The sequence below is a fragment of the Polaromonas sp. CG_9.5 genome, from assembly GCF_035984465.1.
GTDB lineage: Bacteria > Pseudomonadota > Gammaproteobacteria > Burkholderiales > Burkholderiaceae_C > Polaromonas.
In genome coordinates, this window is sequence record NZ_JAXCHR010000004.1 from 166,638 (window position 1) to 192,747 (window position 26,110).

Below are 26,110 nucleotides of genomic sequence, written 5' to 3' on the forward strand. Positions count from 1 at the left end.
TGCGTTTTTTTTAGACATGCGGCAAACTACCCCTCTTGAAATTTAAGGGTTAACCCGACAATTTGGCCGGTTAATCCTGGATTCAAGAAAGGTATTTTTCATGTTGCGAAACAGGTGGGGTCGCTGGCATCAAGCCGGCGCAAAGGCGTTGCTGGTATTTTCAGCCAGCTTGATCGGTGTGGCGGGTTTGTACACCGGCACGGCGCAAGCCAAAGGCCCGTTCACGCAGGCGTCCACAGAAACAGTGGCCGCCGCCCAATTGCCTCCCCAGGGACGCAGCATGTTGACACTGATTTACCAGGGTGGCCCCTTCAGGCATGACAAGGATGGCGTGGTATTTGGCAATCGGGAACGACTGCTTCCTGCCAGTGTTCGCACTTATTACCGTGAATACACCGTCAGGACACCTGGAGAGCGCAGCCGTGGCGCCCGGCGCATCGTATGCGGCGGACTGCAGCCCGCCGCACCCGAGGCCTGTTTTTACACCGACGATCACTATGCGAGTTTTCGCAAAATCGTTCATTAACCCGAACGGTGGTTGTTATTTTGACTTTTTACTCAACAGAAAGAGAAGCGGAGATGGAAACACCACTTCGTAAGGACGACGAAATCCCATTGAAGGGCATTCGGCCCAACATTGTGCAGTCCATACGCGCCTTCCGTGTGCCCGAATTGCAGGACGCCGCCACGAAACTGAACCAGCATTTTCTGTATGCCAACCTGGGCAACGCCCAGAGCAAACAGGACGTTTTGGACATGATCGCGGCGCAGTACACTTTTCCAGCCCATTTCGGCAAGAACTTTGATGCCCTGTACGACTGCATGACCGACCTGGTTCACAAATCAGGCCCGCAGCCCGGCTTCATCGTGGTGCTGGAGCAAATTCCTGCGCATGCCAAGTTCGACAAGGAAGCACGCGAACAACTGCTCGACATCTTCCGGGATGCAGCCGACTACTGGGCGGATCGCAAGATACCGTTCAGATGCTTTTATTCTTTTCTGTAGCCCGCTCCCCAGACATTGGCCAAGGGGATCGGGCGAATGAGGCCCTGCAAGTGATTTCGGAAGGCGATGAACGCATGCCCACCGACAAACTGCTCGACGTGTCGCCGCTGGCGCTGCGCATGAGCAGTCCATTCAATGCGGGTTACTGGCTCGCAGCGGCCTGAACCCCACAGTTCAGACCGCCATGAAAAAGCCCGCATCTTGCGGGCTTTTTTACGATTAAATCAGGCTGATGCGCTTGCCTGGCGTGCGCATACAGCTATTATTTTTATAGTGCATTGGCTTTCTCAGGCGCTGGCGTTCCAGCCATTACCTGCTGCGTCAGCGCCAGATACTCGGCCACCGGCACTTCTTCGGCGCGCCGCTTGACATCGAAGTCGCCGGAAAACTCTTTTTGTTCCAGCCATTTGCCCAGCGTATGGCGCAGCAGTTTGCGCCGCTGGCTGAAGGCCACCCGCACCAGTTCGCTGAGCAGTTTCACATCCAGCACTGCCGGCGCGGCGTGCGGCACCATGCGCACGATGGCGCTGTCGACGCGCGGCGGCGGATCAAAGCTTTGCGGCGGCACGTACAGCACGTTTTCCATCGCGTAACGCCACTGCAGCATCACGCTCAGCCGGCCATAGTCGCTGGTCGACGGCGCAGCCACCATGCGGTCAATGACTTCTTTTTGCAGCATGAAATGCTGGTCTTCAATCGCATCGACCGCGTCCAGCAGGTGAAACAGGATCGGCGTGGAAATGTTGTAGGGTAGATTGCCGACGACCCTGAGCTTGGGAACTCCCACGCTTTCCGCTTCGTGGGGTGCGCTGCCCCCCGAGGGGGCCGCTGCGCTTTCCAATTTTGGAGCCCTCAACTGGACTTCCTCAGCCAGCTGCCTGAAATCGACCCGCAGCACATCGGATTCGATGACTGTCAGCTTCGGGTTGGAGCGCAGCTGTGAGGCCAGGTCGCGGTCCAGCTCGATCACCGTCAGGTGTCCAAGCCGCTCGACCAGCGGCCGCGTCATCGCCGCCAGACCGGGCCCGATTTCGACCATCGGCTGGCCGGGCAAGGGGGCGATCGCGTCCACGATGCCTTGAATGATCAGCCGGTCGGTCAGGAAATGCTGGCCGAAACGTTTGCGGGCGATATGCTTCATACCGCCCTGTCCTGCACGAGTAAAGCACCGGGAAAAGCGCGGGTCATTGCGGTGCTTCCCGGAATTCCACATAGGCGCGACCGCGAATGTCTTCGGCCCAGCGCACATAGGCTTCATTCTGCTTTTTCTCACGCAGCGTGCCGCGCACCATCTCGCGCTGGTCACGCGCAGAAACAGGTGCCTCGCGGCGCTCAAGCACCTGCACCAAGTGAACGCCAAAGCGTGACACCAGGGGGTCTGAAATCTGGTTGGGTGCCAGGGCGTTCATGGCTTTTTCAAATTCGGGCACAAACATGCCGGGATCGGCCCAGCCCAGATCGCCGCCTTGCTTGGCAGAGGCGTCCTGGCTGTTTTCGCGGGCCAGTGTGGCAAAGTCGGCCTGGCCGGCCACGATGCGTTTTTTCAAACTGGCGAGCTTTTCCACGGCGGCGGCTTCGGTGAGCTGGGGCGTCAGCCGCAGCAGGATGTGCCGGGCGTGGGTTTGCGTGACCACGGCATCGGGCAGGCCGCCGCCCTGCTTCTTTTCAATCACCTTCAGGATGTGAAAACCGGCGCCACTGCGCACCAGGTCCGCAAAGTCGCCTGCGCGCACGTTCTGGGTCGCCTCGACAAACAGCGGTGGATAACGGTCGACACTGCGCAAGCCCATCTGGCCGCCATTGCTGCGCGAAGCCGAAGTTGAAAAGTCATTGGCCAGCACGGCAAAGTTAACGCCGGCGCGGGCACGTTCCAGCACTTGCTGGGCCTTGGCCTGCAAAGCAGCCAATTGGTCGGGCGTGGCGTTTTCAGGCACGGCCACCAAAATTTCAGCCAGATTCAGCGCTGCAGGGGCGGTGCCGGCAGCGCCGGGCTTGCCGCTCTGGTTGCGCAGGTATTCGTCAATTTCTTGTTCGCTCACGTTGACGCGCGAATCGACTTCGCGCTGGCGCAAGCGGCTGATCAGCAGTTCGTCGTGAATTTCAGTGCGAAACTTTTCAAATCCAATGCCGTCGGCCTTCAGACGCAGGCGCAGTTCATCGACCGTGACCTGGTTTTGGCGGGCGACGGATTCAATGGCGCTGTCAATGGCGTTGTTGTCAATTCTCAAGCCCGACGCCTGCGCCGCCTGCAGCTGCACCTTGTCGCTGATCATGCGCTCAATCAAGGGTGGCAACAGTTCGCTGCGTGGCGGCACGGGCGTGCCCTGCTGCTTGAGCAAGGCCTCGGTGCGAACCAGTCGGGCGCGCACTTCGTTGTTGGTAATGGGCTCGGAATTGACCACGGCGACGATAAAGTCTGCTTGCTGTGGCGCAGCTTTGCCAGCGGACGCTGACGGTGCGAAAAGACGCGGCGTATTGGAGGGCTTGGCCATCTGGGCTTGCACGCTCGTCAGGGGCAGCGCCAGCAACAGCACCAGCGCGCCCAGTGGCCGGGCCGAAAGTGAGCCGGTAAGAAAGCGGTGTTTAGTCATAAGTGGTAAATCGGCTGGGGGGACTGGCATTTTCACGAAGGAATTGGTAGCGTGGCACGTTGGTTTTCAGCGTTTCCGTGGGGCTGGAGCCAATACGGGAAAAGCCGACCATTTCAAGCTGGAACAAAATCCGGGTGTTTGACGTCGAAAGGCTGTTTTGTGACCGCTGCAGCACGACGCGGCCAATCCAGCAGCAGCCATCGTACTCAATGCCTACCACCGCATCCACCAGTTTCTTATCCAGCGTGCTGTAGTTCAACCGGCCAACCGAGTAGTAGCGTCCGCCACCCTGGCCGCGCCCGGCGCCCAGGTCTTTGCCCTTGTCGCCCCACAGGTCGTTGATGGGCCATTGCCAGCCGACATCGACTTGCTCGCTGATGTTGCGCTGGCGACGCAGCGCCGCGCTCACGGTGCGGTAGTTGCCGGGGTTGTAGCGCAGGCCGACAGACGCCAGTTCAGACTGCCTGAGCTTGGGGTTGTACTGCACCGTGCTGTCAAATGCCCACTGCGGCACCCAGTTGATCGATGCGCCCGCCAGCACGTCGCTGACACGGTCGGTCACCGGCAGCGCGCCGGGCAGGCCGACCTGCTGATTGTCAAAGCGCAGACGCTGCGCCACGCCCAGGCGCACCGCTTCAGCGCCGGTGGCCGGATCAACCAGGCGCGATGTCACGCCCAGTGTCAGCAGGTTGGCGTCCGAGATGCGGTCGTTGCCGACAAAAGCGTTCTCGGTGAACACGGTGGCAAAGTTAAAGCTGTTGGCACCCGAGTCGTAATTGGGCAGATTGCTCTGGTCCCGAAACGGCGTTCGCACGTAAAAGGCGCGCGGCTCCAGCGTCTGGGTAAAGCTGCGGCCAAAATAGCTGGCATCGCGCTCGAACTGCAGGCCCGAATCCAGGCTGAAGGTGGGAACCACGCGCGACGCCGTCGTGGCGCCATTGGCCAGCGGCGACTCAAACTGATAACTGGTGGCATGCAGCTGCACCTTGGGCGTGACGTAGCCCCAGGGCGCCAGCCACGGACGGCTGACCTGCAGCTTGGTAAACGCCCGGTTGCCGTTGGGCTGCCTCGTCAGGTTCTGGTCGGCAGAAAAACGCGTGAAGTCGGCCTCGGCAGACCAGTCAAACCCGCTTCCCAGGCCCAGCAGCGGCGCGTCGACCCGCGTGTAGGCGGCGGTGAGCTGCGGCAGGCGGTCATAAGGCGGAATGATGGGCGAATTCACATCTTGCAGCGTCTGCCACTTGAGCGCCCGCACCGACGAAGAAAAAAATCCACGTGCCCAGGTCAAGGAGGCGTCCTGCGTCAGCAGCCGCTGCGTGACCTGGCCGGTGGCCACCGGAAAATCGCGCCAGTAGTCGTTGTCGCTGACTTTGTTCAGATTCAGGTTGAACCCGAGTCCGCCAATCGCCGAGATACCGGTGTTTAATGCACCCACGTGCTGCAGCGAATAAGACCAGCGGTCGCGCTCGCGCAGCTTGTCGCCCGGCAGGACGTTGGCGCGCAGCTGGCCTTGGTAGGTGGGTTCGAGGTAACGAAATTCACCCGCCAGGTCGACACCACGCTTGGTCATGATGGCTGGAGAAAACGTCGCATCCCGGTTCGGCGCAATGTCAAAATAATAAGGCTGGCGAAACTCAAACCCATTGACTGAACCCAGGCCCAGCGTGGGCGGCAACAAGCCTGATTTACGCTTGTCGCTCAGGGGAAAGCTGAACTTGGGAAAGGCCAGAATCGGCACCTCCTTGAAGCGCACCACAGCGTTGGTGGCTGTGCCCACGTCCTTGTCCAGGTCGAAGTCAACGCGCTGGGCGGTCAGCTCCCAGGCCGGCTTCCAGCTCTCTTCGTTGCCGCGCTCGCAGGTGGTGTAGGTAGCCTGGTGCGCAGTCAGGTGCTTGTCGTCAATGAAATCGATGCGCTCGGCCTGGCCGTTGCCGCCCGTGGCCAGAAACTGGTAACGCGGCTGGATGAAAAAGCCTTCAAAACGATCCAGCTTGAGCTCCAGCGCGGGGCCTTCAAAGCGGTTGCCGGCGTTGTTGATGCGCACATTGCCGGTACTTTTGAGCTGGTCGTCGGGCTGGTAATACTCAATGCGGTCGGCGCGCATGGACGTCGCGCCGCGTCGCAGTTCGGCATTGCCCTCGATTACCGTTTCCAGGTCAGGCCGGCCTGACACGCGGTCGCCGAACACCAGCGTCGGGCCTTCGTCGCCCGGCGCTTTGGAGACGCTTTCGGCCAGCATCGACGTGCTCTTGAGCGTCAGCGGCGGTGCTGAAACAGCGTTTTGCGCTTCGACCCGCGTTTGCGCATGGCTGGGCCCGGCCACGGCGATTCCGAGCGTGGCGAGCAGCGCCAGTCGGGAGACCGCATGGGCCACCGGGGAAAGAATAAAAGAGGAGGAGGATGCGCGGCGCATCGTTTGTATGAGATAAACCCGTTTGTAAAATCAGGCCTGATTATCCATGACCCTCCTGCCCGGCTTGGCCCGGCTGCCGCAGCGTCCAAAGACCCGAAAGAAAACATGACCGTCTCCTCCCTGGACTGGGCCGACAGCCACCGCGCCAGCGCTTTTGCACAGTGGCTGGCCGCTGTCGCGCCGCAACACGACTTACAAACAGATACCGTCCGGCTGGCGTCGGCCGATGCCAGCTTTCGCCGCTATTTCCGCGTGGACGCCTCTGGCGGCCAGAGCTTCGTCATCATGGACGCGCCGCCCGCGCTAGAAGACTGCGCGCCTTTCGTCAAGGTGGCCAGCCTGATGACGGGCGCCGGCTTGAAGGCGCCGCGCGTGCTGGCCTGGGATGCGCCGCTGGGCTTCATGCTGCTGACCGACCTGGGCGCGCAGACCATGATGGACGTGATTGCGCCGCCCGCCGCCGTCGATGTCCGCCTTGAGGCAACGACGGCGCATTTCGATCTCTACATGCAGGCCGTCGACGTGCTGGTGCAGTGGCAGCTCGCGTCCAAACCGGGGGTGCTTCCGCCTTACGACGATGCGCTGCTGTCGCGCGAGCTGGCACTGTTCCCCGAGTGGTATGTCGGCAAGCACCGGGGGTTTGCGCTGGATGGCGCGCTCATCGCCAAGCTCGACCCGCTGTTTGCACAGATCAAGGCCAGCAACCTCAATTCGCTGGACGGCGCACGCGTCTATGTGCATCGCGACTTCATGCCGCGCAACCTGATGGTCGACGCCAACGGCGACTTGGGCGTTTTGGACTTCCAGGACGCGGTCTACGGCCCGGTCACCTACGACATCGCCAGCCTGATGCGCGACGCGTTCCTGAGTTGGGAAGAAGAATTCGTGCTCGACATCACCGTGCGCTACTGGCAAAAAGCGCGCAAGGCGGGTTTGCCCGTGGGCGACGATTTCGGCGAGTTCTACCGCGCCGTTGAATGGATGGGGCTGCAGCGCCACCTCAAGATACTGGGCATTTTTGCGCGCCTGAGCCTGCGCGACGGCAAGCCCAAATACCTGGCCGATACCCCGCGCTTCATCAAATACGCCCGCGCCACCTGCGCCAGGTACCGCCAGCTCGGGCCGCTGATGGTGCTGCTCGACGAGATCGAGGGCAACGAAACCCGTGTGGGGTACACGTTTTGAGGTCAAATCGGCCTTGTGTGCAGGCTGGACGGGCGCAAGCAGCTATTGATTTGATAGTAAATCAGGTTTCTTTCAAACCAGCCCACACGCCATGAGCGCCCGTTTTTACGCCGATATTGCGCTGGTTCCCGGCCAGAGCGTCACGCTGCCCGACCAAACCGCGCGCCATGTGCAGGTACTGCGCCTGCAGCCGGGCGGGCACATCACTTTGTTCAATGGCCGGGGCGACGCGGAAGGCGAATTCGACGCCACGGTCGAGCGCATGGGCCGCAGCGATGTGGATGTCACTATCGGCGCGTTCACCGCCACGGCGCGCGAAGCCAGCCGCGCCCTTCATCTGGTGGTCGGCATGCCGGCCAACGACCGCATGGACTGGCTGATTGAAAAAGCCACCGAACTCGGCGCCGCCAGCATCCAGCCGGTAATGAGTGAGCGCAGCGTGCTGCGCCTGAAAGCCGAGCGTGCCGACAAGAAGGTCGCGCACTGGCAAGGCATCACCATGGCCGCCAGCGAACAATGCGGCCGCAACCGCCTGCTGCGCGTGCATGACGTGGTGACGCTGGCCGACTGGCTGAAAAAGACTGCCGCCCTGCCTCTGGAACCTGGCATGCGGCTGCTGCTGTCGCTGCAGGACGGAAGCCGCCCGCTGCGCCAGGCCATCGCCGCCGCCCCGCCAGGCAGCGCCCTGACCTTTCTGAACGGCCCCGAGGGCGGGCTGAGCGCAGCCGAAGAAGCCGCCGCCATCGCCTGCGGCTTCAACCCGGTCACGCTGGGCCCGCGTGTGCTGCGCGCCGAAACCGCGCCGCTGGCCTGCCTGTCGCTGCTGAATCTCGACTGAAGCCTCGACTAAACCTCGATTGAACCTGGACGCAAACGCATGAACCGCAACCTCTGGCTGCTGACGATTTGCCAGGGCTTGTTCCTGACCAACAACGTCACCTTCATCGCCATCAACGGCCTGGTCGGCTTGAGCCTGGCGCCGCTGGGCTGGATGGCCACGCTGCCGGTGATGGCGTATGTGGTCGGCGGGGCGCTGTCGACCGGGCTGGTGGCGCACACCCAGCGCCGCTTTGGCCGCAAGACCTCGTTCCAGCTCGGGCTGCTCGTCGGCCTGGCGTCGGCCTTGCTGTGCTGCTACGCGGCCTACAGCCGCAATTTCTGGCTGCTGGTGGCGGCCACGCTGGTGGCCGGCTACTACAACGCCAATGCGCAGCTCTACCGCTTCGCCGCCGCCGAGCTGGCACTGCCGGCGTTTCGTGAAAAAGCCATTTCGCTGGTCATGGCCGGCGGCCTGATTGGCGCGGTGGCCGGGCCCAACCTGGCCGCCGGCACGCGCAGCCTGACCGACGTGCCGTTTGCCGGTGCCTACCTGGCGCTGGCTGGCGTGGCGCTGCTGGCGATAGTCTTGCTGGCCTTCATCGAGTTTCCACCGCCGCCGCCGAAACATGCCAGCGGCGGTGGCCGGCCGCTGGGCGTCATCATGCGCCAGCCGGTGTTCATCGTCGCCGCCAGCGCCGGCGCGCTCGGCTACGGCGTGATGAACCTGCTGATGGCCGCCACGCCGATTGCCATGCAGGTCTGCGGCCTGCCGTTTTCCGACGTGGCCTGGGTGCTGGAATGGCATGTGATCGGCATGTTCGCGCCGGGCTTTTTTACCGGCCACCTGATCAAGCGCTTTGGCACGCTGCCCATCATGGCGACCGGGCTGGCGCTGAACATCGCCTGCGTGGCAATCGCGCTGTCAGGCGTCGAATTTCAGCAGTTTGTGGCGGCGCTGTTTTTGCTGGGCTTGGGCTGGAACTTCCTGTTCACCGGCGCCACCACATTGGCGCTGACAGCGTATCGGCCCGAAGAAAAAGACAAGGCACAAGGCGCGCTGAATTTTTGCGTGTTTGCCGTGCTGGCGGTGTCGTCGCTGGCGTCGGGTGTGCTGGTGACCACGCAAGGCTGGACGCTGCTGAACCTTGGCTCGCTGCTGCCGCTCAGCCTGACCGGGCTGGCGCTGGGCTGGCTGGCCCTGTCGCAGCGCAAGCTGCGCCAGGCTTAGGCGCAGCCTGACGCACTCCTTTTTTTATAGCTGCTTGCGCACGTGCTGCCTGCGCATCAGGCACTTTTTACTTAAATTTGCCTTATTAGGCAAGCTTTAGCCCGGCACGCTGGCCATCACCTGCGCCACCGCCGCCGTCAGCTTCTTGGCATACGGCACATGCAAGAACTCGTTGGGCCCGTGCGCATTGCTCTTGGGGCCGAGCACGCCGCAGACCATCATTTGCGCTTTCGGGAATCCTTTGCTCAGCATCCCCATCAACGGAATCGTGCCGCCCTGGCCCATCGTGCCGCAGGGCGCGCCAAAGAAGTTCTGCGATGCGGCGTTCAGGGCGGTGTCAAACCACGGTGCGCTGCTGGGCGCATTCCAGCCAGAGGCGCCACCGCCGCCCTCGAAAGTGACTTTCGCCTGGTAGGGCGCGTTGTCTTCGAGCAGCTTTTTGAGTTCCTGCACCGCCACGCCGGCATCAATCAGCGGCGGAAAGCGCAGCGACAGCTTGAAGGCGGTGTAGGGGCGCAGCACATTGCCCGCGTCACGAAAGGACGGAAAACCCTCAGCGCCGGTCACGCTCAGCGTGGGCCGCCAGGTGCGGTTGAGCAGCGCCTCGACCGGGTCGGTGGTGGTCGGTAGCGCAAAGGCGGTCGCGCCTTCGCAGTCGTAATGCGCCCACGGAAAGCGTTTGTACAGCTCGTCGCCCAGGATTTTCGCGGTGGCTTGTGCCTGCGCCATGCGGTCGGCAGGCACTTCGCAGTGAAAGCTTTGCGGCAACAGCCGGCCAGTGGCGCTGTCTTCCAGCCGGTCGAGCACGTGGCGCATGATGCGAAAGCTCGACGGCACCAGGCCGCTGGCGTCGCCCGAATGCACGCCTTCGGTCAGCACTTCGACCTTGAGCACGCCGGCGGCGTTGCCGCGCAGGCTGGTGGTCAGCCAAAGCTGGTCGTAATTGCCGGCACCCGAGTCCAGGCAGACCACCAGTGCCACCTCGCCGAGCCGGTCTTTCAAGGCATCGATATAGGGCAGCAGATCATAAGAGCCGCTTTCCTCGCAGGTTTCAATCAAGCCGACGATGCGCGGGTGCGGCACGTTCTGGCTTTTTAGCGCCTGCACGGCGGCGATGCTGGCATACACCGCATAACCGTCGTCGGCGCCGCCCCGGCCGTAGAGCTTGCCGTCTTCGTAGGTGGCTTTCCAAGGGCTCAGGTCATTGCGCCAGCCGGTGAACTCAGGCTGCTTGTCGAGGTGCCCATACATCAGGACGGTTTGCGTCGAGCCGGCGCGGGTGGCCGGGATTTCAAAAAACAACACCGGCGTGCGGCCTTCGAGCCGGACGATCTCCAGCGTCAAGCCTTCGACTTTTTGCGCCTCCACCCAGGTGGCAGCATGGCGCATCACGGTGTCAATGTGGCCGTGCTGCGCCCAGTCGGCATCAAAGCTCGGCGACTTGGCGGGAATGGCGATGTAGTCGGTCAGCTGCTGGACGATGTCATCGTCCCACTGGGTCGTGACCTGGGACAGCGCCTGGGCGGCGTTGAGGATGCTGGCGGGGATTTCCCGGTGCAAAGGGGCGTTCATGGCGGGACTTTCAGAAGTGAAAACTCAGCGCAATGCTGCAAGAGGTTGACTTTACGCCTGCTGTCGCCCTTCAACCAGCGGATGTGACTTCGGCCCCGCACTGCGCATGACACGCCACTGTCTGATTGACAAGCCGCACGCGCCCTCCACAATAAAACTGTTTATTCGGCCTTTGATCCACAACCTCATGGAGAACTGCAATGCTCAAAAGAAAATTCCTCACCCAATCTGTCATGCTGCTCGGTGCTGCGACGCTGGTATTGGCCGGCTGCTCGACCACGCCCATGTCGGGCGGCACCCACACCGGCAAACGCCAGGAGATTGACTCCAGTGTGGACGCCACGCTGAGCAAGCTGTCTGCCACCATTCCCGGTTCGCGCGAACTGGTCAGCAAAGCGCGCGGCGTGCTGGTATTTCCTTCTGTGCTGGCAGCCGGCCTGGGCATTGGCGGTGAATACGGCGAAGGCGCCTTGCGCGTGAATGGCCGGAGCGTCGATTACTACAGCACTGCCAGCGCATCGTTCGGTTTGCAAATCGGCGCACAGTCAAAGGCTGTGGTGTTTTTGTTCATGACGCAAGAAGCGCTGGACAAGTTCCAGAACAGCAAAGGCTGGACGGCCGGCGTCGATGGGTCAGTGGCGGTCATCAAGGCCGGTGTCAACGGCGACATCGACCTGAACACGGTCACGCAGCCGGTGAATGTGTTTGTCATGACCAACAAGGGGCTGATGGCCAACCTGACGGTGGAAGGCACCAAGATCACCAAGCTGAAAAACATGTAAGGCTGAAAGAGGCGGGGCTTGGCAAGGCCCCAAGGGCTCCGGCTTTAAAGCCGGGGCGCGCGTCAGTCGGCCATGACCTGACCCAGCCGCACCGCACCACCTGGCACCCAGTCGGGGTTAAAGCGTAGCGGCCCTTTGGGAAACAGCATGACGACGGTGGAGCCGAGCAAAAACCGGCCCATTTCCTCGCCTTGCTTCAACATCACCTCAGGCTGCCCCGCCGCCGGGTAACGCCATTCGCGCACCGCCTTGCTGCGCGGCGGATTCACTACCCCATGCCAGACGGTCGCCATGCTGCCGACAATCGTCGCGCCAACCAGCACCAGCACAAATGGCCCGCGCGCCGACTCAAACACACACACCACGCGTTCGTTGCGCGCAAACAAGCCTGGCACGCCGCGCGCTGTGACGGGGTTGACCGAAAACAAGTCGCCCGGCACATAAATCATGCGCGTCAAGCGGCCTGCACACGGCATGTGAATCCGGTGGTAGTCCCGGGGGCTCAGGTAAATCGTGGCAAAGCTGCCGTCGTCGTATTGCGCCGCCAGCGCTGCATCGCCGCCGACCAGCGCGGTGGTCGAATAGTGGTGGCCCTTGGCTTGAAAAAGCTGGTCGCCTGCAATCGGGCCAAACTGGCTGATAGCGCCATCGACCGGACAAACCAGCGCAGCCTGCGCAACAGGCCGCGCGCCGGGCCTCAGGGCGCGGGTGAAAAATTCGTTGAAGGTGCGGTAGACGCTGATGTCAGAGTCGAGCGCCTCGTCCATGTTCACGCGGTATTTGGCAACAAAGCGGCGGATGATTTCGGTGGTCACCCAGCCGCGCTCACGCGAAGCGACCCAACCGGCGAAATGGGTGAGTGCCTGTTTAGGCAACAGGTATTGAAGCAACACAGCAGAACGGTCTGACACAGGCACTGACGGAAGTGAAGGGAAGCGTCATTTTATCGAGACGCCCCGCCACACTGTGCAAGTGCTGGTGATCACGGCGCCCCGGCAGCTTTAATGCGTCGGGTAACCCGCCTCGGCCAGTGCATCGGCCACGGCTTGGCGATCTTGCGCCGTCTCGACGCTGACTTTTTTGGCCGGCAGGTCGACGCTGATTTTGGCGTTGACATCGAGTTGCTGAAGCGTCTTGGTGATAACGCCGACACAGTGACCGCAGCTCATGTTGGGAACATTGAATTCCATGATGTTTCCTTAAGAAGTAAAAGTTGAAAGGCCAGGATGCACGCTGTCATTCCTGTTTTTGCAGGAACAACTCAAAGCCGGATGAAGCTTTGTCACGTTTCAAAAGGAGAGTCTGAAGCTTCCCACGATGGCAAAGTCAATGGGGGTTTGTGAAAATCCTGAACCCCGTCAGGGTTACTATCAGCCAGGGCTTGACCCTGCCATGATGGAAAGGTTCAGACTTGCTACATCGTCGCATTTTCAGGAGACACGCATGAGCGCCAGCCACACCCTGCCAGCCCCGCTAGCCCCCGCCTCCGCCTTGAAGGAATGGCGCTTTCCCGTGGAAGGCATGACCTGCGGCTCGTGCGTGGCGCGGGTTGAAAAAGCCTTGGCCGCTACGCCGGGCGTGAAGGAATCCAGCGTCAATTTCGCCACCGAACACGCCAGCGTCAAGGCGGGCCGCGAAGTCACGCTGGACATGCTGAAGGCGGCGGTAGAAAAAGCCGGTTATGCCGTGGGCAACACAGCAGGTGCCGCATTGGGCGAGGCGTCGGTACGCTTGAAGATTGGCGACATGACCTGCGCATCCTGCGTGGCGCGGGTTGAAAAAGTACTCAAACAGGTGCCCGGCGTGCTGTCAGCCGAAGTCAATCTGGCGACGGAAACCGCCGAAGTCACGCTGACGAGTAACGCGGCCGCCCTGCCCCGGCTCATTGCAGCGGTGGAAAAAGCCGGCTACTGCGCGGAGGCGATTCCGGATGCCGCCACCGGCGCCCGCCCGGCCACACCCTCCGGCGCGCCCTGGTGGCCGATTGCCGTCGCCGCCGCACTGTCGGCGCCGCTGGCGCTGCCGATGGTCGGCATGCTGTTTGGCAAGGAATGGATGCTGGACGGCTGGATTCAGTGGCTGCTCGCTACGCCGGTGCAGTTCTGGCTTGGTGCGCGGTTTTACAAGGCGGGCTGGAAGGCGGTGCGCGCCGGCGCGGGCAACATGGACTTGCTGGTGGCCATCGGCACATCGGCGGCTTACGGGCTGAGCGTTTACCTGCTGCTCACGCAGGGCGCTGACGGCATGCCGCACCTCTACTTTGAAGCGTCGGCGGTCGTCATCACGCTGGTGCTGCTGGGCAAATGGATGGAAGCGCGCGCCAAGCGGCAAACCACCGAAGCCATTCGCGCACTCAATGCGCTGCGGCCTGAAACCGCCCGGCTTCGGCGTGACGGCGTGGACACGGATGTGGCGATCAGCGCGGTCAAGGTCGGCGATCAGGTCGTCGTGCGGCCGGGCGAACGCATCGCGGTCGACGGCGAAATCATTGAAGGCACGACCGAAGTGGACGAGTCGCTGATCACCGGCGAAAGCCTGCCGGTCAGCAAGCAGGCCGGCGACCATGTCACTGGCGGCGCGGTCAATGCCGAAGGGCTGATCATCGTGCGCACCACAGCCATCGGCGCGGAATCCACGCTGGCGCGCATCGTGCGCATGGTCGAATCGGCGCAGGCCAAAAAAGCGCCAATCCAGCGGCTGGTCGATCAGGTCAGCGCGGTGTTTGTGCCGGTGGTCATCGGCATCGCCGCCGTCACGCTGCTCGGCTGGGGTCTGGCGACAGGCAACTGGGAAACCGCCATCCTGAACGCCGTCGCGGTGCTGGTGATTGCCTGCCCGTGTGCGCTCGGGCTGGCGACGCCGACCGCCATCATGGCCGGCACCGGCGTGGCGGCGCGGCACGGCATTTTGATCAAGGACGCCGAAGCGCTGGAAGTGGCGCACCAGGTGAAGATCGTCGCCTTCGACAAGACCGGCACGCTGACCGAAGGCAAGCCCGAACTGGTGGCGCTGGAACCCGCCGGGATTTCGCGCGACGAGGCGCTGGGCTGGGCCGCCGCCATCCAGTCGGGCAGCGAGCATCCGCTGGCCAAAGCGGTCACGCAACTGGCCGCGCAGGAAGAACGCAGCGTGCCGGCGGCGTCTGAAGTCCGCGCGGTAGCCGGGCGCGGCGTTTCGGCGGTGGTCGAGGGCCATCAACTGCGCCTGGGCAGCCCGCGCTTCATGCAGGAGTTGAACGTGGACTTGGGCACCTTCGCCGCGCGCGCCAAGGCGCTGGAGGCCGAAGGCCGCACCGTGTCTTATCTGGCCGATGTGACGGGCGCACCCCAACTGCTGGCGCTGCTGGCCTTTGGCGACACCGTCAAGGCCAGCGCCGCCACCGCCGTCACCAGCCTGCATGCGCTCGGCATCCAGACCGCGCTGGTCACCGGCGACAACCAGGGCAGCGCCGAGGCGGTGGCGAAGCAGCTTGGCATCGACATCGTGCATTTTCAGGTCCTGCCTGAAAACAAGGCCGCCATCATCGGCCAGCTGAAAAATCAACTGAAAGACGGCGGTCGCGTGGCGATGGTGGGGGACGGCATCAACGACGCGCCCGCGCTGGCGGCCGCCGACGTGGGCATTGCCATGTCCACCGGCACCGATGTGGCAATGCAGGCCGCCGGCATCACGCTGATGCGCGGCGACCCGGCGCTGGTGGCCGACGCCATCGACATCTCGCGCCGCACCTACGCCAAGATCCGGCAAAACCTGTTCTGGGCGTTTTTCTACAATGCGGTCGGCATTCCGCTGGCGGCGTTCGGACTGCTCAGCCCGGTGATCGCCGGTGCGGCGATGGCCTTCAGCAGTTTCAGCGTGGTGATGAATGCGCTGCTGCTGCGGCGCTGGAAAGGAAGCTCGAAATGATGACGGCCGTTAAAAGCCCTGAAAAATCTGTAACGCCTGTGAGCGCAGGCCCGTTCAATATCGGTCAGGCCGCCAGCCAGTCGGGCGTGTCGGCCAAGATGGTGCGGCATTACGAATCGCTGGGCCTGCTGCCCACGGTGCACCGCACCGACGCCGGCTACCGGCAATATGGCGAAAAGGAAGTCCACACCCTGCGCTTCATCCGCCGCGCCCGGCTGCTGGGCTTCAGCATGGCCGAGATCGGCGAGCTGCTCAAGCTGTGGCAAAACAAGCAGCGTGCCAGCGCCGATGTCAAACGCATCGCGCAGGCGCATGTCGCCGATCTGGAACGCCGCATTGCCGAAATGGAGGCGATGCGGCAAACGCTGCAGCAACTGGCGCATTGCTGCGCTGGCGACGACCGGCCCGATTGTCCGATTTTGAGCGGACTGGCGGGTTAGGCACCGCTACGCTTGCGCTGAGTGGCCCGCGATTTTTTGCATTGCAGCGGTCGCCTGCCGCACCTCTTGACCCAGCGCAATATCGGCCAACAGCACCAGTTCAATAATGCCCGGTAGCGTCAGGGTCAAGGGGCATGCGTTTTGCGGGCCGGTGGCGCGACATCTCAAGATCATGGACAGCGGCATGAAACACCTCACCCAAGACGACTGGAATCCGGCCAGCGACGAAGTTCTGCGCGACCAGCGCGCCGCTTTTGACACCCTGCGCGAGCGCTGCCCGGTAGCGCACAGTGATTTTCTGGGCTGGTCGGTGTTTCGCCACGCCGATGTGGTGCGTGCGCTGCACGACCCCGCCACCTTCAGCAGCGTCGTCTCCAGCCACGTTTCGGTGCCCAACGGCATGGATCCGCCCGAACACACCGCTTATCGCCGCCTGATCGAGCCTTATTTCGCGCCCGGGCGCATGGCGGCGTTTGCACCGGCCTGCCGCCAGATCGCTGCCGTACACGTCGCGTCCTTGCTTGCACACGAAAACATCGAACTGATGGACGCGCTGGCACATCCCTTTGCCGTGCAGGTGCAATGTGAATTTCTGGGCTGGCCAGCGCCCATGCACGAAGCCCTGCGCCTCTGGACACGCAAGAACCACCAGGCCACGCTGGCCGGTGACCGGGTTGCGATGGCCAGCATCGCGCGTGAATTCGAGGGCTATGTGGACGATTTGCTGCGCAGCCGGCACACGCCGGGCGCGCACCCTGAACACGACATTGCCGCCAGCCTGCGGATGCAGCAAGTCAACGGGCGGCCGCTGCGGGACGACGAGATTGCCAGCATTTTGCGAAACTGGACAGTCGGCGAAGTTGGCACGATTGCCGCGTCCATCGGCATCCTGGCGCATTACCTGGCCGAGCACACGGCGCTGCAGCAACGCCTGCGCGCGCAGCCCTCGCTGCTGCCTGCGGCGATTGAGGAAATCCTGCGGATTCACGGCCCGCTGGTGGCAAATCGGCGCGTGGCCACACGGGCGGTGGAAATGGGCGGAAGGCAAATCGGCGCAGGCGATCGCGTGTCGCTGAACTGGATTGCCGCCAACCGCGACCCGGCAGTCTTCAGCGCGCCCGACGAATTCCGGCTCGACCGCGATCCGGCCGCCAACCTGCTGTACGGCGCCGGCATTCACGTCTGCCCCGGTGCGCCGCTGGCCCGCATGGAGCTGATCGTGGTGATGGAGGAATTGCTGGCGCAGACGGAGATGATCAGCCTGCCCGACGGCAAGCTGCCTGCGCTGGCGGTCTATCCGTCCAGTGGTTTTGAGAGCCTGTCGCTGCAAGTCCGCTAGGGCAATGAGCGCGATTTCAGTCAGCCGAGAGTCCGTACAGCCTGGGCTCGCAGATCGCTCCAGCCTTCGACTTGACCTTGCGCTTGTGGTCAACCCAGGGGGAGTTTTGCCACCTTGCGTCCGCCCAGTCAAACGGGCAGAAGCGCAGATGCAGGCAAGAGGGTCTGCTGTGCATCACGACGGGCGCGGTGGCTGATGCCCATGCGGCAGGCCAGATCAAAGGCGCTGGTCATGGCGGTGGCCTGCGCCGTGCCCTGACCGACGATGTCGTAGGCGGTGCCGTGCGCCGGCGTAGTCACCGGGATGGGCAAGCCGCCCTCGACCGTGACACCGATGTCAAAGCCCAGCAGCTTGGTGGCGATCTGGCCCTGGTCGTGGTACATGGTGACGATACCGTCCAGGTCACCCCGGCGTGCACGCAGAAAAATAGTGTCGGCCGGATAGGGGCCCAGCGCCGGGAAGCCCTGAGCGTCAGCCAGCCGGATGCCCGGTTCGATGATGTCGGTTTCTTCCGTGCCGTAGTTGCCGTTGTCGCCGTTGTGCGGATTGAGACCGCAGACGCCGACGCGCGGTTGTGCCACGCCGGCCGCGCGCAGGGCGTCGGTCAGCATACGGATGGCGCCAGCAACGCCTTCGGGCGTGAGCAGGCCCGAAACTTCCTTCAATGCCACATGCGAGGTCACGCGCGCCGTCCACATCGGCCCCAGTACATTGAATTCGCCGCAGGGCCCGCTGTAGTCGAGCAACTTGGCGAACCAGCGCATTTCGTCTTCTTCGTGCATGCCGCCCAGACGCATCGCGCCTTTGTTGAGTGGCGCAAAGCACAGCGCGTCGGCCTGCCCGCGGGTCACCATCTGCGTGCCCAGCGTCAGGCTGTCCAGAATGAAGCGTCCGTTGGCTTCGCCCGCATGCGACGGGGTGAAGCGTGCATCGCGGCCAGCCCAATCGACCAGCTCCAGGTTCGGTCCTGCCACCGGCATCGGCACACCAGCGGCACGTGCACCGGCTTGCAGCGCTTCCTGGCTGGCGATCAAGTGAATATGGGCTTTGGTTGCGGTGGCCGGATCGGCCAGCAGGCGGGCGACGATTTCAGGGCCTATGCCCGCAGGGTCGCCAATGGTCAATGCAATATGGGGAAGCATGAAATTCAGTCCAGTTTGATGTTGCGTTCTTTGATCAGGGCGGCAAAACGTGCGTTGTCAGTGGACTGCAACTGCACAAATTGCTCGCGCGTCAACGTCGAGGGTTCACCGCCCAGGCCCTTGAGCTTGGTCTGCACTTCCGGCAGGCGCAAGGCCTTGTTGAACTCAAGACCCAGACGGTCGAGTACGGCGGGCGGCGTCTCGGTCGGCGCGTACATGGCGTACCAAGTGCTCATCTCAGCGCCCTTGACACCGAGCTCAGCCAATGTCGGCACATCGGGCAACTCGGCGGCGCGTTTGGGCGTTGTCACGGCAAGTGCCCGGAATTTTCCGGACTTGATCAGGTTCATGGCCGACGACGTGGTGTCCAGCATCAGCTCAACCTGACCGGCCAGGATGTCCTGGTGCGCCTGGGAACTGCCTTTGTAGGGAATATGGGTCATCCGGGTGTCGGTAGCCGCCATGAAGAGTTCGCCGGCGATGTGTTGCACGCTGCCCATGCCTGACGAGGCATAGCGAACGCTGTCAGGCTGGCTCTTGATCGTGGCCAGCAATTCCTTGAAATTTTTTGCCGCGTAGTCGCTTCTGACCAGCAACACATGCGGCACCACCACCACCATGCCGACCGGTGTCAGCTGCTTGAGCGGGTCAAAATTGAGCTTGATCAGATGGGGCGCAATCACTTGCGGCGAGTTGGTGGCCATCAGCAGGGTATGGCCATCCGGTGGTGATTTTGCCGTCAGGTCGGCGGCGATGGTATTGGCAGCGCCCGGCCGGTTGTCCACCAGGATGGGCTGACCCAGTGGCCCGCTCATTTTTTCGGCAAACAGCCGGGCAATGATGTCGGTGCCACCACCGGCTGACGCGCCTACGTTGATGCGGATCGGTTTACTGGGAAAGACCGCCTGGGCATGGCTGGAAAATGAAGCCGTCAGCGTGACAGCGGCAAGGGTAAAGGCGAAAGCGACAGGGCGCATCCGTGTGAATGTCATGGCAGGTGTCTCCGTTGTCGTGGGAAGCAGCGGGGCAAAGTGCCACACCGATCCTTGTGCACTGTAGGGGCCCGGCGCACCAGGCGCCATCATTCATTTGCTCAGGCAGGATTCGCCATTGGCGAATTCACACCGGCCAGTGCCTGCACCACGGTGAGCGCCGCAGAAGACATGGATTGCACCGGCTGGTGGCACAGCACAAAGCGCCGCGCGGCCCAGTCGCCTTCAATATCAAGACGGCAAAACCGCTTGCCTGCCGCAAAAGCTCGGGCCACCTTCTTGGGCATGACACCAATGCCGATGCCCTCGGAAATCATGGCCGTCATGCTTTCAAAACTTCTGACCCGGATCGGCATGTGCAGCGAACAGTTGACCTCAGCCGCAACGCGCGCCAGGGTGGCGGAAATCGCAGAGTCTTCGCCCAGGCCAATCACTTCATACGGCAGGAAATCTTCGAGCCGTACGCGCCGTCGATCAGCCAGTGGATGGTCTCGGTGCGTCACCAGCACCAGCCGGTCTTCGTGATAAGGCAGCGACGGCAAGGCAACGGCACCCAAAGTGCTTTCGTACAGACCAATGTCAGCCACACCACGGCTGACGGCCTGAATCACACCGCCGCTATTGAGTTCCTGCAAATCAATGTTGATGCCCGGAAAATCCATCTGGCAGCGCCGCAGATCCAGCGGCAAAAACTGCAGCACCACCGACGTGCAAGCGGCAATGCGCACCACACCCTTGTCGCCGCGCCGAAACGCCTGGGCATCGTCATGCATGCGAGCGACCGCATGCGCCATGCCGCGCGCATGGGCCAGCAACGCCCTTCCGGCATCCGTCAGCGCCATGCCATGCGGCCGTCGCTGGAACAGCTCGACACCGAATTGCGCTTCGAGTTCTTTCATCCGGCGAGAAGCTGCCGCAGGCGCCAGGCAAATGCGCTCGGCAGCCCGGGTAATGCTGCCGGTGTCGGCCGTGGCGATGAAAAGGCGCACCGTGGTCAGGTCAAAGTGAAGGCGCAGCGGCGCGGGTATGCCGGATCTGGCTTTCATGACGGGTTCAGCCTTTTGGCTCAACTGCAGCTGCAGCATCGGGTGGTGGTGGAACAGAAGCACACTCCCGGAAAATCCGGGCACTGCAATGCCGGCAAATCTCCGGGTCGAGCTTGGTGAAAATGGTGGCAATGGCGGTGAATTTGTCGGAAAACTGGTGTTCCGGCCCCAGCACGTCGGTAAATCCGGTCTTGCGCCACATGCGGATGACCTCCGGGCGTGGCCGGTGAAAGTAGAGGTTGCCACCCATCGCGCGGCGCGCGGCGAGTTCGGCTTCCCACAGTTCGGCCCCCGCCAGATCAATGAAGTTCATGCTCTTGGCCATCACCAGCAGGTGCTTTTGCGGATTCGGCTGGCTACGCAAGGCGTGCAGGATGTCGGCCACATGCTGGGTCGCGCCGAAATACACCTCGCCTTCCATGCGCAGCAACTTGAGTTGCGGACATTCCGGCAAGACCGGATGCGGCGGCGCATCGGCGTCGTCGGGCGTGTCGATGACCACAAACTGCCGATCCTTCGCGCGGCTGTCAAAACCCATGCTGCGCATCGCGGGCCGCGAGGTACGGTACAAAAACGACATCAGCGACAGCAGCATGCCGAGCAAAATGGCCATTTCCAGCCGGATCGTGACCGTCGCCACCATCGTGGCCAGCGCCACGCCAAAATCGGTGCGGCTCAGGTTGAACAACTGACGCCAGCGCGCAAAGTCCAGCAGGCTCAGCGCCACCAGCAGCAGCAGCGCCGACAGCGCGGCCATGGGAATCTGCGCCAGCAACTGCGAGCTGACCGCCACCAGCGCCAGCAGCAGCAGCGCCGAGAACACCGACGCCAGCGGCGTTCGGGCACCGGCTTGCAGATTCGGCATGGAACGGTTCATCGAGCCGCAAGACACGTAGCTGGAAAAAAACCCGCCGATGATGTTCGACAGCCCCTGCCCCCGAAATTCACGGTTGGCATCAATGCGCTGGCCCGAGTGCATGGCCACGGTCTTGGCAATCGAAATCGCCTGGCCCAGCGCCACGATGGTCAGCGCAAACGCCAGGCCCACCAGGTCTGACGCCTGCGCCCAGCTGATGCGCGGCAGCTCGAAACGCGGCCAAGGCGTGGCGATTTGCCCGATCAAGCGCAGTGACGAAGCCGGTGTTGCGCCGCCACCCAGAAAGCGCGTCCACACCCAGGCCAGCGTCGTTGCCACCACCAGCCCGATCAGCATGTAGGGCCAGTTGCGGCGATAGCGGCGCAGCCCCAGCGCGATGGCCAGCGTGATGGCGGCCACAGCCAACGCGGCAGGTTGCGCCGACGGCAGTTGCGTGAACACATGCGCCAGCACCGCGCCCGCGCCGTGTTCGGGCGAGGCGGCAATGCCCAGAAAATCGGGCAAGGCATGCACGGCAATCAGCAGCGCCGCCCCGGAGGTGAAACCGAACAGCACGGACGGCGAAATGAAATTGGCCAGCATGCCCAGCCGCAGCGCGCCAATCAGCCACTGCAGCACGCCCACCATCACGGTCACGGCCAGCGCCAGTTGAATGTAGGCCGGGCTGAAGGCCAGGGCCAGCGGCGACAGCATGGCAAACAGCGCCAGTGAATTGGCATTGGTCGGCCCCGACATGACATGCCAGCTGGAGCCGAACAGCGCGGCAATGATGCATGGCACCACCGCCGTGTAAAGGCCATATTCGGGCGGTAACCCGGCCAGCGTGGCAAAGGCAATGCCTTGCGGCAGCACCAGCACCGCGCCCAGCAGGCCGGCCATCGCGTCAATCCGCAGCGTGGCCGGTGTGACCCAGTGAACCCAGGGGCCGAACAGCCGCTCAAGCAGGCGGCCTGCGAGGCGGCGCGCCGAAGCAGCGCGGGGACTTTCAGGGGAGACGTGCATGCGCCTGAGCATACCGCCGGCGGAGCGCGTCGGCGGCACGCGGCAGGCCCGGCGTTTGCAGGGATGCGGTCAGCCGCAGCGCGTCAACACAGCGCAAGGCCGGCCAAGGCTAAAGCGGCCATCACCGAAATGACGCTTCACGGGAACTGGCACAAGGCCAGCGCCGCCAGCATGCCTCCCCGTGAGCGCCGCGATGTCGTTTTTTGCATCAAAACCCCGTCTTGTGCTTGCTGGACGTGCGCTGGCAGCTATGAAAAACAGAGCAATATTGGCCATCACTCCGACCACAGCCCGCCAAAGCTGATGAAGCCGGGCAGCGGCCAGAATTTCAAGGCCTCGCGCAAGGAAACGCGGGCCGGCGCGCTGGGCGCTGAAAACGAAATATCAATGCCCTGTGGCGTCGTATTTCGTCTGCCGCAGTGTCAGGCGCGTTGCAGCTTGAACACCGCCCGGCTGGCGCGCGCATTCGGCCAGAAACGGATTTCCTGGCCGTCCTGCAACCCAAACGTATCGAGCACTTCCAGCTGGTTTTGCCGGGCCAGCGCGGCAAAGTCGCGCAGCGTGCCGACGCGAATATTGGGCGTGTCGTACCACTGGTAAGGCAGCACCTTGGTCACCGGCATGCGCCCGCGCAGCACCGCCAGCCGGTTCGGCCAGTGGGCAAAATTGGGAAACGCCACGACGCCGATACGGCCCACGCGCGCGGTTTCGCGCAGCATGACTTCGGCATTGCGCAAATGCTGCAGCGTGTCAATTTGCAGCACCACATCAAACGACGCGTCGCCAAACAGCGCCAGCCCGTCTTCAAGGTTGAACTGGATCACGTTGACGCCACGCGCCACGCAGGCCTGCACGTTGGCGTCATCAATCTCGACGCCGTAGCCCGAGCAGCCGCGCTCCCGGATCAGGTAGTCGAGCAAGGCGCCGTTGCCACACCCCAAGTCGAGCACGCGCGAACCCTTAGGCACCAGCCGGGCAATCGACAACTGGTCCGGCGACGGCGGCAGATTGATTTGCGTCGTTCCGTTCATACCGTCACCTTGCTCTCGAAATAAGAGCGTACGACGCCCATGTAGCGAGCGTCATCGAGCAAAAAGGCATCATGCCCGTGCGGCGCGTCGATCTCGGCATAACTCACATCGATCTGGTTGTCGAGCAGGGCCTTGACGATTTCGCGGCTGCGCGCCGGGGAAAAGCGCCAGTCGGTGGTGAAGCTCACGATTAAAAATTTGGCGCGGGCCTGCGCCAGCGCGCGGCTCAGGTCGCCGCCGAATTCAGCCCCCGGGTCGAAATAGTCGAGTGCCCGGGTGATCAGCAAATAGGTGTTGGCGTCAAAGTATTCGGCGAACTTGTCGCCTTGGTAGCGCAGGTAGCTTTCGATTTCAAATTCAACGTCTTGCGTGCTGTAGTTGTAAACGCCGGCCAGGCCGTCCTCGGTCACCGCACGCCTGAGCTGTCGGCCAAACTTGGCGTTCATCACGTCGTCGCTCAGGTAGGTGATGTGGCCGATCATGCGGGCGATGCGCAGGCCGCGTTTGGGCAGCACGCCGTAGCGGTAAAAGTGGCCACCATGAAAGTCGGGGTCGGTGACGATGGCGCGGCGTGCGACTTCGTTGAAGGCAATGTTTTCAGCCGTCAGGTTGGGCGCGCTGGCCACCACCACCGCATGGCGCACGCGCGCCGGGTATTGCAGCGTCCAGGCCAGTGCCTGCATGCCGCCCAAGCTGCCACCCATGACGGCGGCCAGCGTCCGGATGCCGAGCGCGTCCAGCAGCCTGGCCTGTGCTTCCACCCAGTCCTGCACCGTGACCACCGGGAAATCAGCGCCATACACTTCGCCCGTGTCGGGGTTGATTTGCTTCGGCCCGGTGGAGCCAAAGCACGAGCCCAGGTTGTTCACGCCAATGACAAAAAACCGGTTGGTGTCGAGCGGCTTGCCCGGCCCGATCATGGTGTCCCACCAGCCTTCGGATTTGTCCTTGACCTGCCCGGCTTCGTCGAGGTAAACGCCCGCCACATGGTGCGACGCGTTCAGCGCATGGCAGACCAGCACGGCGTTGGACTTGTCGGCATTGAGCTGGCCGTAGGTTTCATAACTCAGGTCGTAGGCACGAATCGAGGCACCGCTGCGCAGCAGCAAGGCGTCGGCAAAATGCATCGACTCGGGCGTGGCGACAAGGAGAGGGGAAATAGGCACTGTTGTTGGATCCACGGTAAAACAGACTCAAGATCAGGACAGAAAAAACAGCGGGGCACGGCTGAAAAAACAAAACCCGGCATCGCCAAGGCGAGTCCGGGTTAATGGGGAGAATCGTCTTTAGCCGTACTTTTTACGCGCCCGCAAGCTGAGCAAATCGGCGCGTTGCCAGTATAGCAATCCGGCCATCCGACGGGTGCTTATGCTGGCACCAGCAGCGCCAGCGCGCCCAGCGTGGCAAAAACCAGTGCTGACACGACATGCACCACGCGCAGCGGAATCAGATGCATGAATTTACTGCCCAACCAGACCACCGGCGCGTTGGCCAGCATCATGCCCAGCGTGGTGCCGGCCACGACCCAGACATAGGCGTCATAGCGGGCGGCCAGCATGACGGTGGCAATCTGCGTCTTGTCGCCCATTTCAGCCAGGAAAAACACGAACACCGTGGTGCCGAACACCCCGAACCGCAACGGCTTGCTGGCGCTGTCGTCTTCATCGAGCTGGTCAGGAATCAGCATCCACGCCGCCATCGCAAGAAAGGAAACGCCCAGTATCCAGCGCAGGGTTTGCGGCCCGATGAAGGTGGTCACCCACGCGCCGAGTGCGCCCGCCATCGCATGGTTGGCGATTGTGGCCACCAAAATGCCCAGAACAATGGGCCAGGGTTTTCGGAATTTTGCCGCCAGCACCAGCGCAAGAAGCTGGGTTTTGTCGCCCATTTCAGCGAGGCCGACGATACCGGTCGAGACGAGGAAAGCTTCCATACAAAAAACAGCTCGGGCCGGAACAAAAACCAATGACTGCACGACATCCCCGGCCCGAAGCTTTTAAAAAAGTTCTGGAGGCTGTGCAGTCAAAGGTCTCGCCAAGCTAAAAAGCTGTTTGCGCCATGCGGGGCCTTGTTGCAAGGCCCCACAAGTCTGTTGACGCAAACCCCTCTCAATAAAGAAGGGCGGCTACTCCCCAATGACAGCGGGCATTGTATCGGCGGCTGGCGCATGGCGCGCCCTGCCGTTGCTGGCAAAGTTACCCAATCACCCCCGTCAACAGCAAATAACCCGGCAGCCAGCCCGTCAACACGCCTTCGCCAATCGCCAGCCAGGCCGCGATACGCGTGACCGGCTTGCGCAGCACCAGTTGCAAAAAGAACAGCAGCCACAAGACCGCCCACGCCGCCCACGACAACCCGAGCCAGACATCCCCGGTGTTTTGTGCATTGAGAAGCGTGTCGGCGGCCACAGGCACTGCGGTGATGGCGACGAACAGGCTGAACCAGCCCAGCCCGCGACCGTCAGCACCGCTAAAGCGATTGGCGGCCAGCCACAAATAGGTCAGGGAAAACAGCAGCGACAGCGCAGCCGCCTTGATGGAGGTGGCATCCGCATCCGCGCCGAAGGCCTGCCGGAAAGCGGCCAGCAAACTGAGGACGCCCACAAACAGGTTGATGACCCAGATTTCCCGGTCGCTGATGAGCTCCAGCATCCACAGGCCGTTGAGGATGAGCACCGCCCCCACATAAAACAGAACCAGTCCCAACAACATGCCATGACTCCCGCTACGAAAAAAAACCC

The 26,110-nt window shown here is 62.7% G+C and carries 23 protein-coding genes and 1 riboswitch; of the genes, 9 read left to right on the top strand and 14 right to left on the bottom strand.

Features of this window, described 5'->3' with window-relative positions; genetic code table 11:
* Nucleotides 1-100: 100 nt before the first annotated feature.
* On the top strand, nucleotides 101-526 hold the full coding sequence (locus RCH06_RS04770) for a ribonuclease domain-containing protein (RefSeq protein WP_327080288.1): 426 nt from the start codon (nucleotides 101-103) through the stop codon (nucleotides 524-526).
* Nucleotides 527-579: 53 nt separating this feature from the next.
* Nucleotides 580-1,005: a barstar family protein gene (locus RCH06_RS04775; RefSeq protein WP_327080289.1), complete on the top strand. Its 426-nt coding sequence runs from the start codon at nucleotides 580-582 to the stop codon at nucleotides 1,003-1,005.
* Nucleotides 1,006-1,273: 268 nt separating this feature from the next.
* Here RCH06_RS04775 and rsmA read toward each other — a convergent pair whose 3' ends face one another.
* Genes rsmA through RCH06_RS04790 form a run of 3 tightly spaced genes read right to left on the bottom strand, consistent with a single transcriptional unit; the run spans nucleotide 1,274 to nucleotide 6,009 of the window.
* Nucleotides 1,274-2,146 (bottom strand): 16S rRNA (adenine(1518)-N(6)/adenine(1519)-N(6))-dimethyltransferase RsmA, encoded by an 873-nt coding sequence (gene rsmA / locus RCH06_RS04780; protein WP_327080290.1) that lies wholly within the window; start codon nucleotides 2,144-2,146, stop codon nucleotides 1,274-1,276.
* Between the two features lie 43 nt (nucleotides 2,147-2,189).
* Nucleotides 2,190-3,596 (bottom strand): peptidylprolyl isomerase, encoded by a 1,407-nt coding sequence (locus tag RCH06_RS04785; protein ID WP_327080291.1) that lies wholly within the window; start codon nucleotides 3,594-3,596, stop codon nucleotides 2,190-2,192.
* Nucleotides 3,589-6,009, bottom strand: coding sequence for an LPS-assembly protein LptD (locus RCH06_RS04790; RefSeq protein WP_327080292.1), 2,421 nt, complete (start codon nucleotides 6,007-6,009; stop codon nucleotides 3,589-3,591). The genes RCH06_RS04785 and RCH06_RS04790 overlap by 8 nt, the downstream gene beginning before the upstream one ends.
* A 105-nt stretch (nucleotides 6,010-6,114) precedes the next feature.
* On the opposite strand from RCH06_RS04790, the gene RCH06_RS04795 reads away from it, so the two are divergent.
* The 3 genes from RCH06_RS04795 to RCH06_RS04805 all read left to right on the top strand — a co-directional run bounded on the left by RCH06_RS04795 (nucleotide 6,115) and on the right by RCH06_RS04805 (nucleotide 9,241).
* Nucleotides 6,115-7,194 carry an aminoglycoside phosphotransferase family protein gene (locus RCH06_RS04795; RefSeq protein WP_327080293.1) on the top strand — a complete coding sequence of 360 codons (1,080 nt, stop codon included), beginning with the start codon at nucleotides 6,115-6,117 and terminating at the stop codon, nucleotides 7,192-7,194.
* Nucleotides 7,195-7,285: 91 nt separating this feature from the next.
* Complete coding sequence (locus RCH06_RS04800; protein ID WP_327080294.1) at nucleotides 7,286-8,032, top strand: 16S rRNA (uracil(1498)-N(3))-methyltransferase; 747 nt, start codon at nucleotides 7,286-7,288, stop codon at nucleotides 8,030-8,032.
* A gap of 39 nt (nucleotides 8,033-8,071) precedes the next feature.
* Nucleotides 8,072-9,241: an MFS transporter gene (locus tag RCH06_RS04805; RefSeq protein WP_327080295.1), complete on the top strand. Its 1,170-nt coding sequence runs from the start codon at nucleotides 8,072-8,074 to the stop codon at nucleotides 9,239-9,241.
* A gap of 96 nt (nucleotides 9,242-9,337) precedes the next feature.
* On the opposite strand, the gene RCH06_RS04810 is transcribed toward RCH06_RS04805, so the two are convergent.
* Nucleotides 9,338-10,813, bottom strand: a complete 1,476-nt coding sequence (locus tag RCH06_RS04810) for a M20 family metallopeptidase (RefSeq protein ID WP_327080296.1) — start codon at nucleotides 10,811-10,813, stop codon at nucleotides 9,338-9,340.
* 200 nt (nucleotides 10,814-11,013) lie between these two features.
* Here RCH06_RS04810 and RCH06_RS04815 point away from each other — a divergent pair, with 200 nt between their 5' ends.
* Nucleotides 11,014-11,595: a BPSL1445 family SYLF domain-containing lipoprotein gene (locus RCH06_RS04815; RefSeq protein ID WP_327080297.1), complete on the top strand. Its 582-nt coding sequence runs from the start codon at nucleotides 11,014-11,016 to the stop codon at nucleotides 11,593-11,595.
* A 62-nt stretch (nucleotides 11,596-11,657) separates the two neighbouring features.
* Here the strand turns inward: RCH06_RS04815 and asd are convergent, their stop codons facing one another.
* Together asd and RCH06_RS04825 are read right to left on the bottom strand one after the other, a co-directional pair.
* Nucleotides 11,658-12,506, bottom strand: coding sequence for an archaetidylserine decarboxylase (gene asd, locus RCH06_RS04820; RefSeq protein ID WP_327080298.1), 849 nt, complete (start codon nucleotides 12,504-12,506; stop codon nucleotides 11,658-11,660).
* Between the two features lie 90 nt (nucleotides 12,507-12,596).
* Nucleotides 12,597-12,785: a heavy-metal-associated domain-containing protein gene (locus RCH06_RS04825; protein ID WP_327080299.1), complete on the bottom strand. Its 189-nt coding sequence runs from the start codon at nucleotides 12,783-12,785 to the stop codon at nucleotides 12,597-12,599.
* A 253-nt stretch (nucleotides 12,786-13,038) separates the two neighbouring features.
* Here RCH06_RS04825 and RCH06_RS04830 point away from each other — a divergent pair, with 253 nt between their 5' ends.
* The 3 genes from RCH06_RS04830 to RCH06_RS04840 all read left to right on the top strand — a co-directional run bounded on the left by RCH06_RS04830 (nucleotide 13,039) and on the right by RCH06_RS04840 (nucleotide 17,280).
* Nucleotides 13,039-15,501, top strand: a complete 2,463-nt coding sequence (locus RCH06_RS04830) for a heavy metal translocating P-type ATPase (protein ID WP_327080300.1) — start codon at nucleotides 13,039-13,041, stop codon at nucleotides 15,499-15,501.
* Nucleotides 15,498-15,941 (top strand): Cu(I)-responsive transcriptional regulator, encoded by a 444-nt coding sequence (gene cueR / locus RCH06_RS04835; RefSeq protein WP_442799595.1) that lies wholly within the window; start codon nucleotides 15,498-15,500, stop codon nucleotides 15,939-15,941. The genes RCH06_RS04830 and cueR overlap by 4 nt, the downstream gene beginning before the upstream one ends.
* Nucleotides 15,942-16,125: 184 nt before the next feature.
* On the top strand, nucleotides 16,126-17,280 hold the full coding sequence (locus RCH06_RS04840; RefSeq protein WP_327080301.1) for a cytochrome P450: 1,155 nt from the start codon (nucleotides 16,126-16,128) through the stop codon (nucleotides 17,278-17,280).
* A 128-nt stretch (nucleotides 17,281-17,408) separates the two neighbouring features.
* Here RCH06_RS04840 and RCH06_RS04845 read toward each other — a convergent pair whose 3' ends face one another.
* The 8 genes from RCH06_RS04845 to RCH06_RS04880 all read right to left on the bottom strand — a co-directional run bounded on the left by RCH06_RS04845 (nucleotide 17,409) and on the right by RCH06_RS04880 (nucleotide 26,081).
* Nucleotides 17,409-18,422, bottom strand: a complete 1,014-nt coding sequence (locus RCH06_RS04845; protein WP_327080302.1) for a 4-hydroxythreonine-4-phosphate dehydrogenase PdxA — start codon at nucleotides 18,420-18,422, stop codon at nucleotides 17,409-17,411.
* A gap of 5 nt (nucleotides 18,423-18,427) precedes the next feature.
* A complete protein-coding gene (locus RCH06_RS04850; protein WP_327080303.1) occupies nucleotides 18,428-19,414 on the bottom strand; it encodes a Bug family tripartite tricarboxylate transporter substrate binding protein in 987 nt (328 codons plus the stop codon).
* 101 nt (nucleotides 19,415-19,515) lie between these two features.
* Complete coding sequence (locus RCH06_RS04855) at nucleotides 19,516-20,460, bottom strand: LysR family transcriptional regulator (RefSeq protein WP_327080304.1); 945 nt, start codon at nucleotides 20,458-20,460, stop codon at nucleotides 19,516-19,518.
* A gap of 7 nt (nucleotides 20,461-20,467) precedes the next feature.
* Entirely contained in the window at nucleotides 20,468-22,339 is a 1,872-nt protein-coding gene (locus RCH06_RS04860) for a SulP family inorganic anion transporter (RefSeq protein WP_327080305.1), read from the bottom strand.
* Between the two features lie 422 nt (nucleotides 22,340-22,761).
* Complete coding sequence (gene metW / locus RCH06_RS04865) at nucleotides 22,762-23,370, bottom strand: methionine biosynthesis protein MetW (RefSeq protein ID WP_327080306.1); 609 nt, start codon at nucleotides 23,368-23,370, stop codon at nucleotides 22,762-22,764.
* The gene (gene metX, locus RCH06_RS04870; protein ID WP_442799596.1) at nucleotides 23,367-24,551 is read right to left on the bottom strand and encodes a homoserine O-succinyltransferase MetX; all 1,185 of its coding nucleotides are present in this window, start codon (nucleotides 24,549-24,551) and stop codon (nucleotides 23,367-23,369) included. Before metX ends, metW begins: the two co-directional genes overlap by 4 nt.
* 185 nt (nucleotides 24,552-24,736) lie before the next feature.
* Nucleotides 24,737-25,303, bottom strand: a complete 567-nt coding sequence (locus RCH06_RS04875) for a TMEM165/GDT1 family protein (RefSeq protein WP_327080307.1) — start codon at nucleotides 25,301-25,303, stop codon at nucleotides 24,737-24,739.
* A 57-nt stretch (nucleotides 25,304-25,360) separates the two neighbouring features.
* A riboswitch (yybP-ykoY riboswitch) is annotated at nucleotides 25,361-25,516 on the bottom strand.
* Nucleotides 25,517-25,565: 49 nt separating this feature from the next.
* Nucleotides 25,566-26,081 carry an AmiS/UreI family transporter gene (locus tag RCH06_RS04880; RefSeq protein ID WP_327080308.1) on the bottom strand — a complete coding sequence of 172 codons (516 nt, stop codon included), beginning with the start codon at nucleotides 26,079-26,081 and terminating at the stop codon, nucleotides 25,566-25,568.
* Nucleotides 26,082-26,110 lie beyond the last annotated feature (29 nt).

Coding starts and splice junctions, on each gene's coding strand:
- RCH06_RS04855 (WP_327080304.1), bottom strand. CDS start 20,460: ATGAAAGCCAGATCCGGCATACCCGCGCCGCTGCGCCTTCACTTTGAC.
- RCH06_RS04775 (WP_327080289.1), top strand. CDS start 580: ATGGAAACACCACTTCGTAAGGACGACGAAATCCCATTGAAGGGCATT.
- RCH06_RS04805 (WP_327080295.1), top strand. CDS start 8,072: ATGAACCGCAACCTCTGGCTGCTGACGATTTGCCAGGGCTTGTTCCTG.
- RCH06_RS04875 (WP_327080307.1), bottom strand. CDS start 25,303: ATGGAAGCTTTCCTCGTCTCGACCGGTATCGTCGGCCTCGCTGAAATG.
- RCH06_RS04785 (WP_327080291.1), bottom strand. CDS start 3,596: ATGACTAAACACCGCTTTCTTACCGGCTCACTTTCGGCCCGGCCACTG.
- RCH06_RS04840 (WP_327080301.1), top strand. CDS start 16,126: ATGAAACACCTCACCCAAGACGACTGGAATCCGGCCAGCGACGAAGTT.
- RCH06_RS04795 (WP_327080293.1), top strand. CDS start 6,115: ATGACCGTCTCCTCCCTGGACTGGGCCGACAGCCACCGCGCCAGCGCT.
- RCH06_RS04815 (WP_327080297.1), top strand. CDS start 11,014: ATGCTCAAAAGAAAATTCCTCACCCAATCTGTCATGCTGCTCGGTGCT.
- RCH06_RS04770 (WP_327080288.1), top strand. CDS start 101: ATGTTGCGAAACAGGTGGGGTCGCTGGCATCAAGCCGGCGCAAAGGCG.
- RCH06_RS04830 (WP_327080300.1), top strand. CDS start 13,039: ATGAGCGCCAGCCACACCCTGCCAGCCCCGCTAGCCCCCGCCTCCGCC.
- RCH06_RS04880 (WP_327080308.1), bottom strand. CDS start 26,081: ATGTTGTTGGGACTGGTTCTGTTTTATGTGGGGGCGGTGCTCATCCTC.
- RCH06_RS04845 (WP_327080302.1), bottom strand. CDS start 18,422: ATGCTTCCCCATATTGCATTGACCATTGGCGACCCTGCGGGCATAGGC.
- RCH06_RS04810 (WP_327080296.1), bottom strand. CDS start 10,813: ATGAACGCCCCTTTGCACCGGGAAATCCCCGCCAGCATCCTCAACGCC.
- rsmA (WP_327080290.1), bottom strand. CDS start 2,146: ATGAAGCATATCGCCCGCAAACGTTTCGGCCAGCATTTCCTGACCGAC.
- RCH06_RS04860 (WP_327080305.1), bottom strand. CDS start 22,339: ATGCACGTCTCCCCTGAAAGTCCCCGCGCTGCTTCGGCGCGCCGCCTC.
- RCH06_RS04790 (WP_327080292.1), bottom strand. CDS start 6,009: ATGCGCCGCGCATCCTCCTCCTCTTTTATTCTTTCCCCGGTGGCCCAT.
- RCH06_RS04850 (WP_327080303.1), bottom strand. CDS start 19,414: ATGACATTCACACGGATGCGCCCTGTCGCTTTCGCCTTTACCCTTGCC.
- metW (WP_327080306.1), bottom strand. CDS start 23,370: ATGAACGGAACGACGCAAATCAATCTGCCGCCGTCGCCGGACCAGTTG.
- RCH06_RS04800 (WP_327080294.1), top strand. CDS start 7,286: ATGAGCGCCCGTTTTTACGCCGATATTGCGCTGGTTCCCGGCCAGAGC.
- cueR (WP_442799595.1), top strand. CDS start 15,498: ATGATGACGGCCGTTAAAAGCCCTGAAAAATCTGTAACGCCTGTGAGC.
- RCH06_RS04825 (WP_327080299.1), bottom strand. CDS start 12,785: ATGGAATTCAATGTTCCCAACATGAGCTGCGGTCACTGTGTCGGCGTT.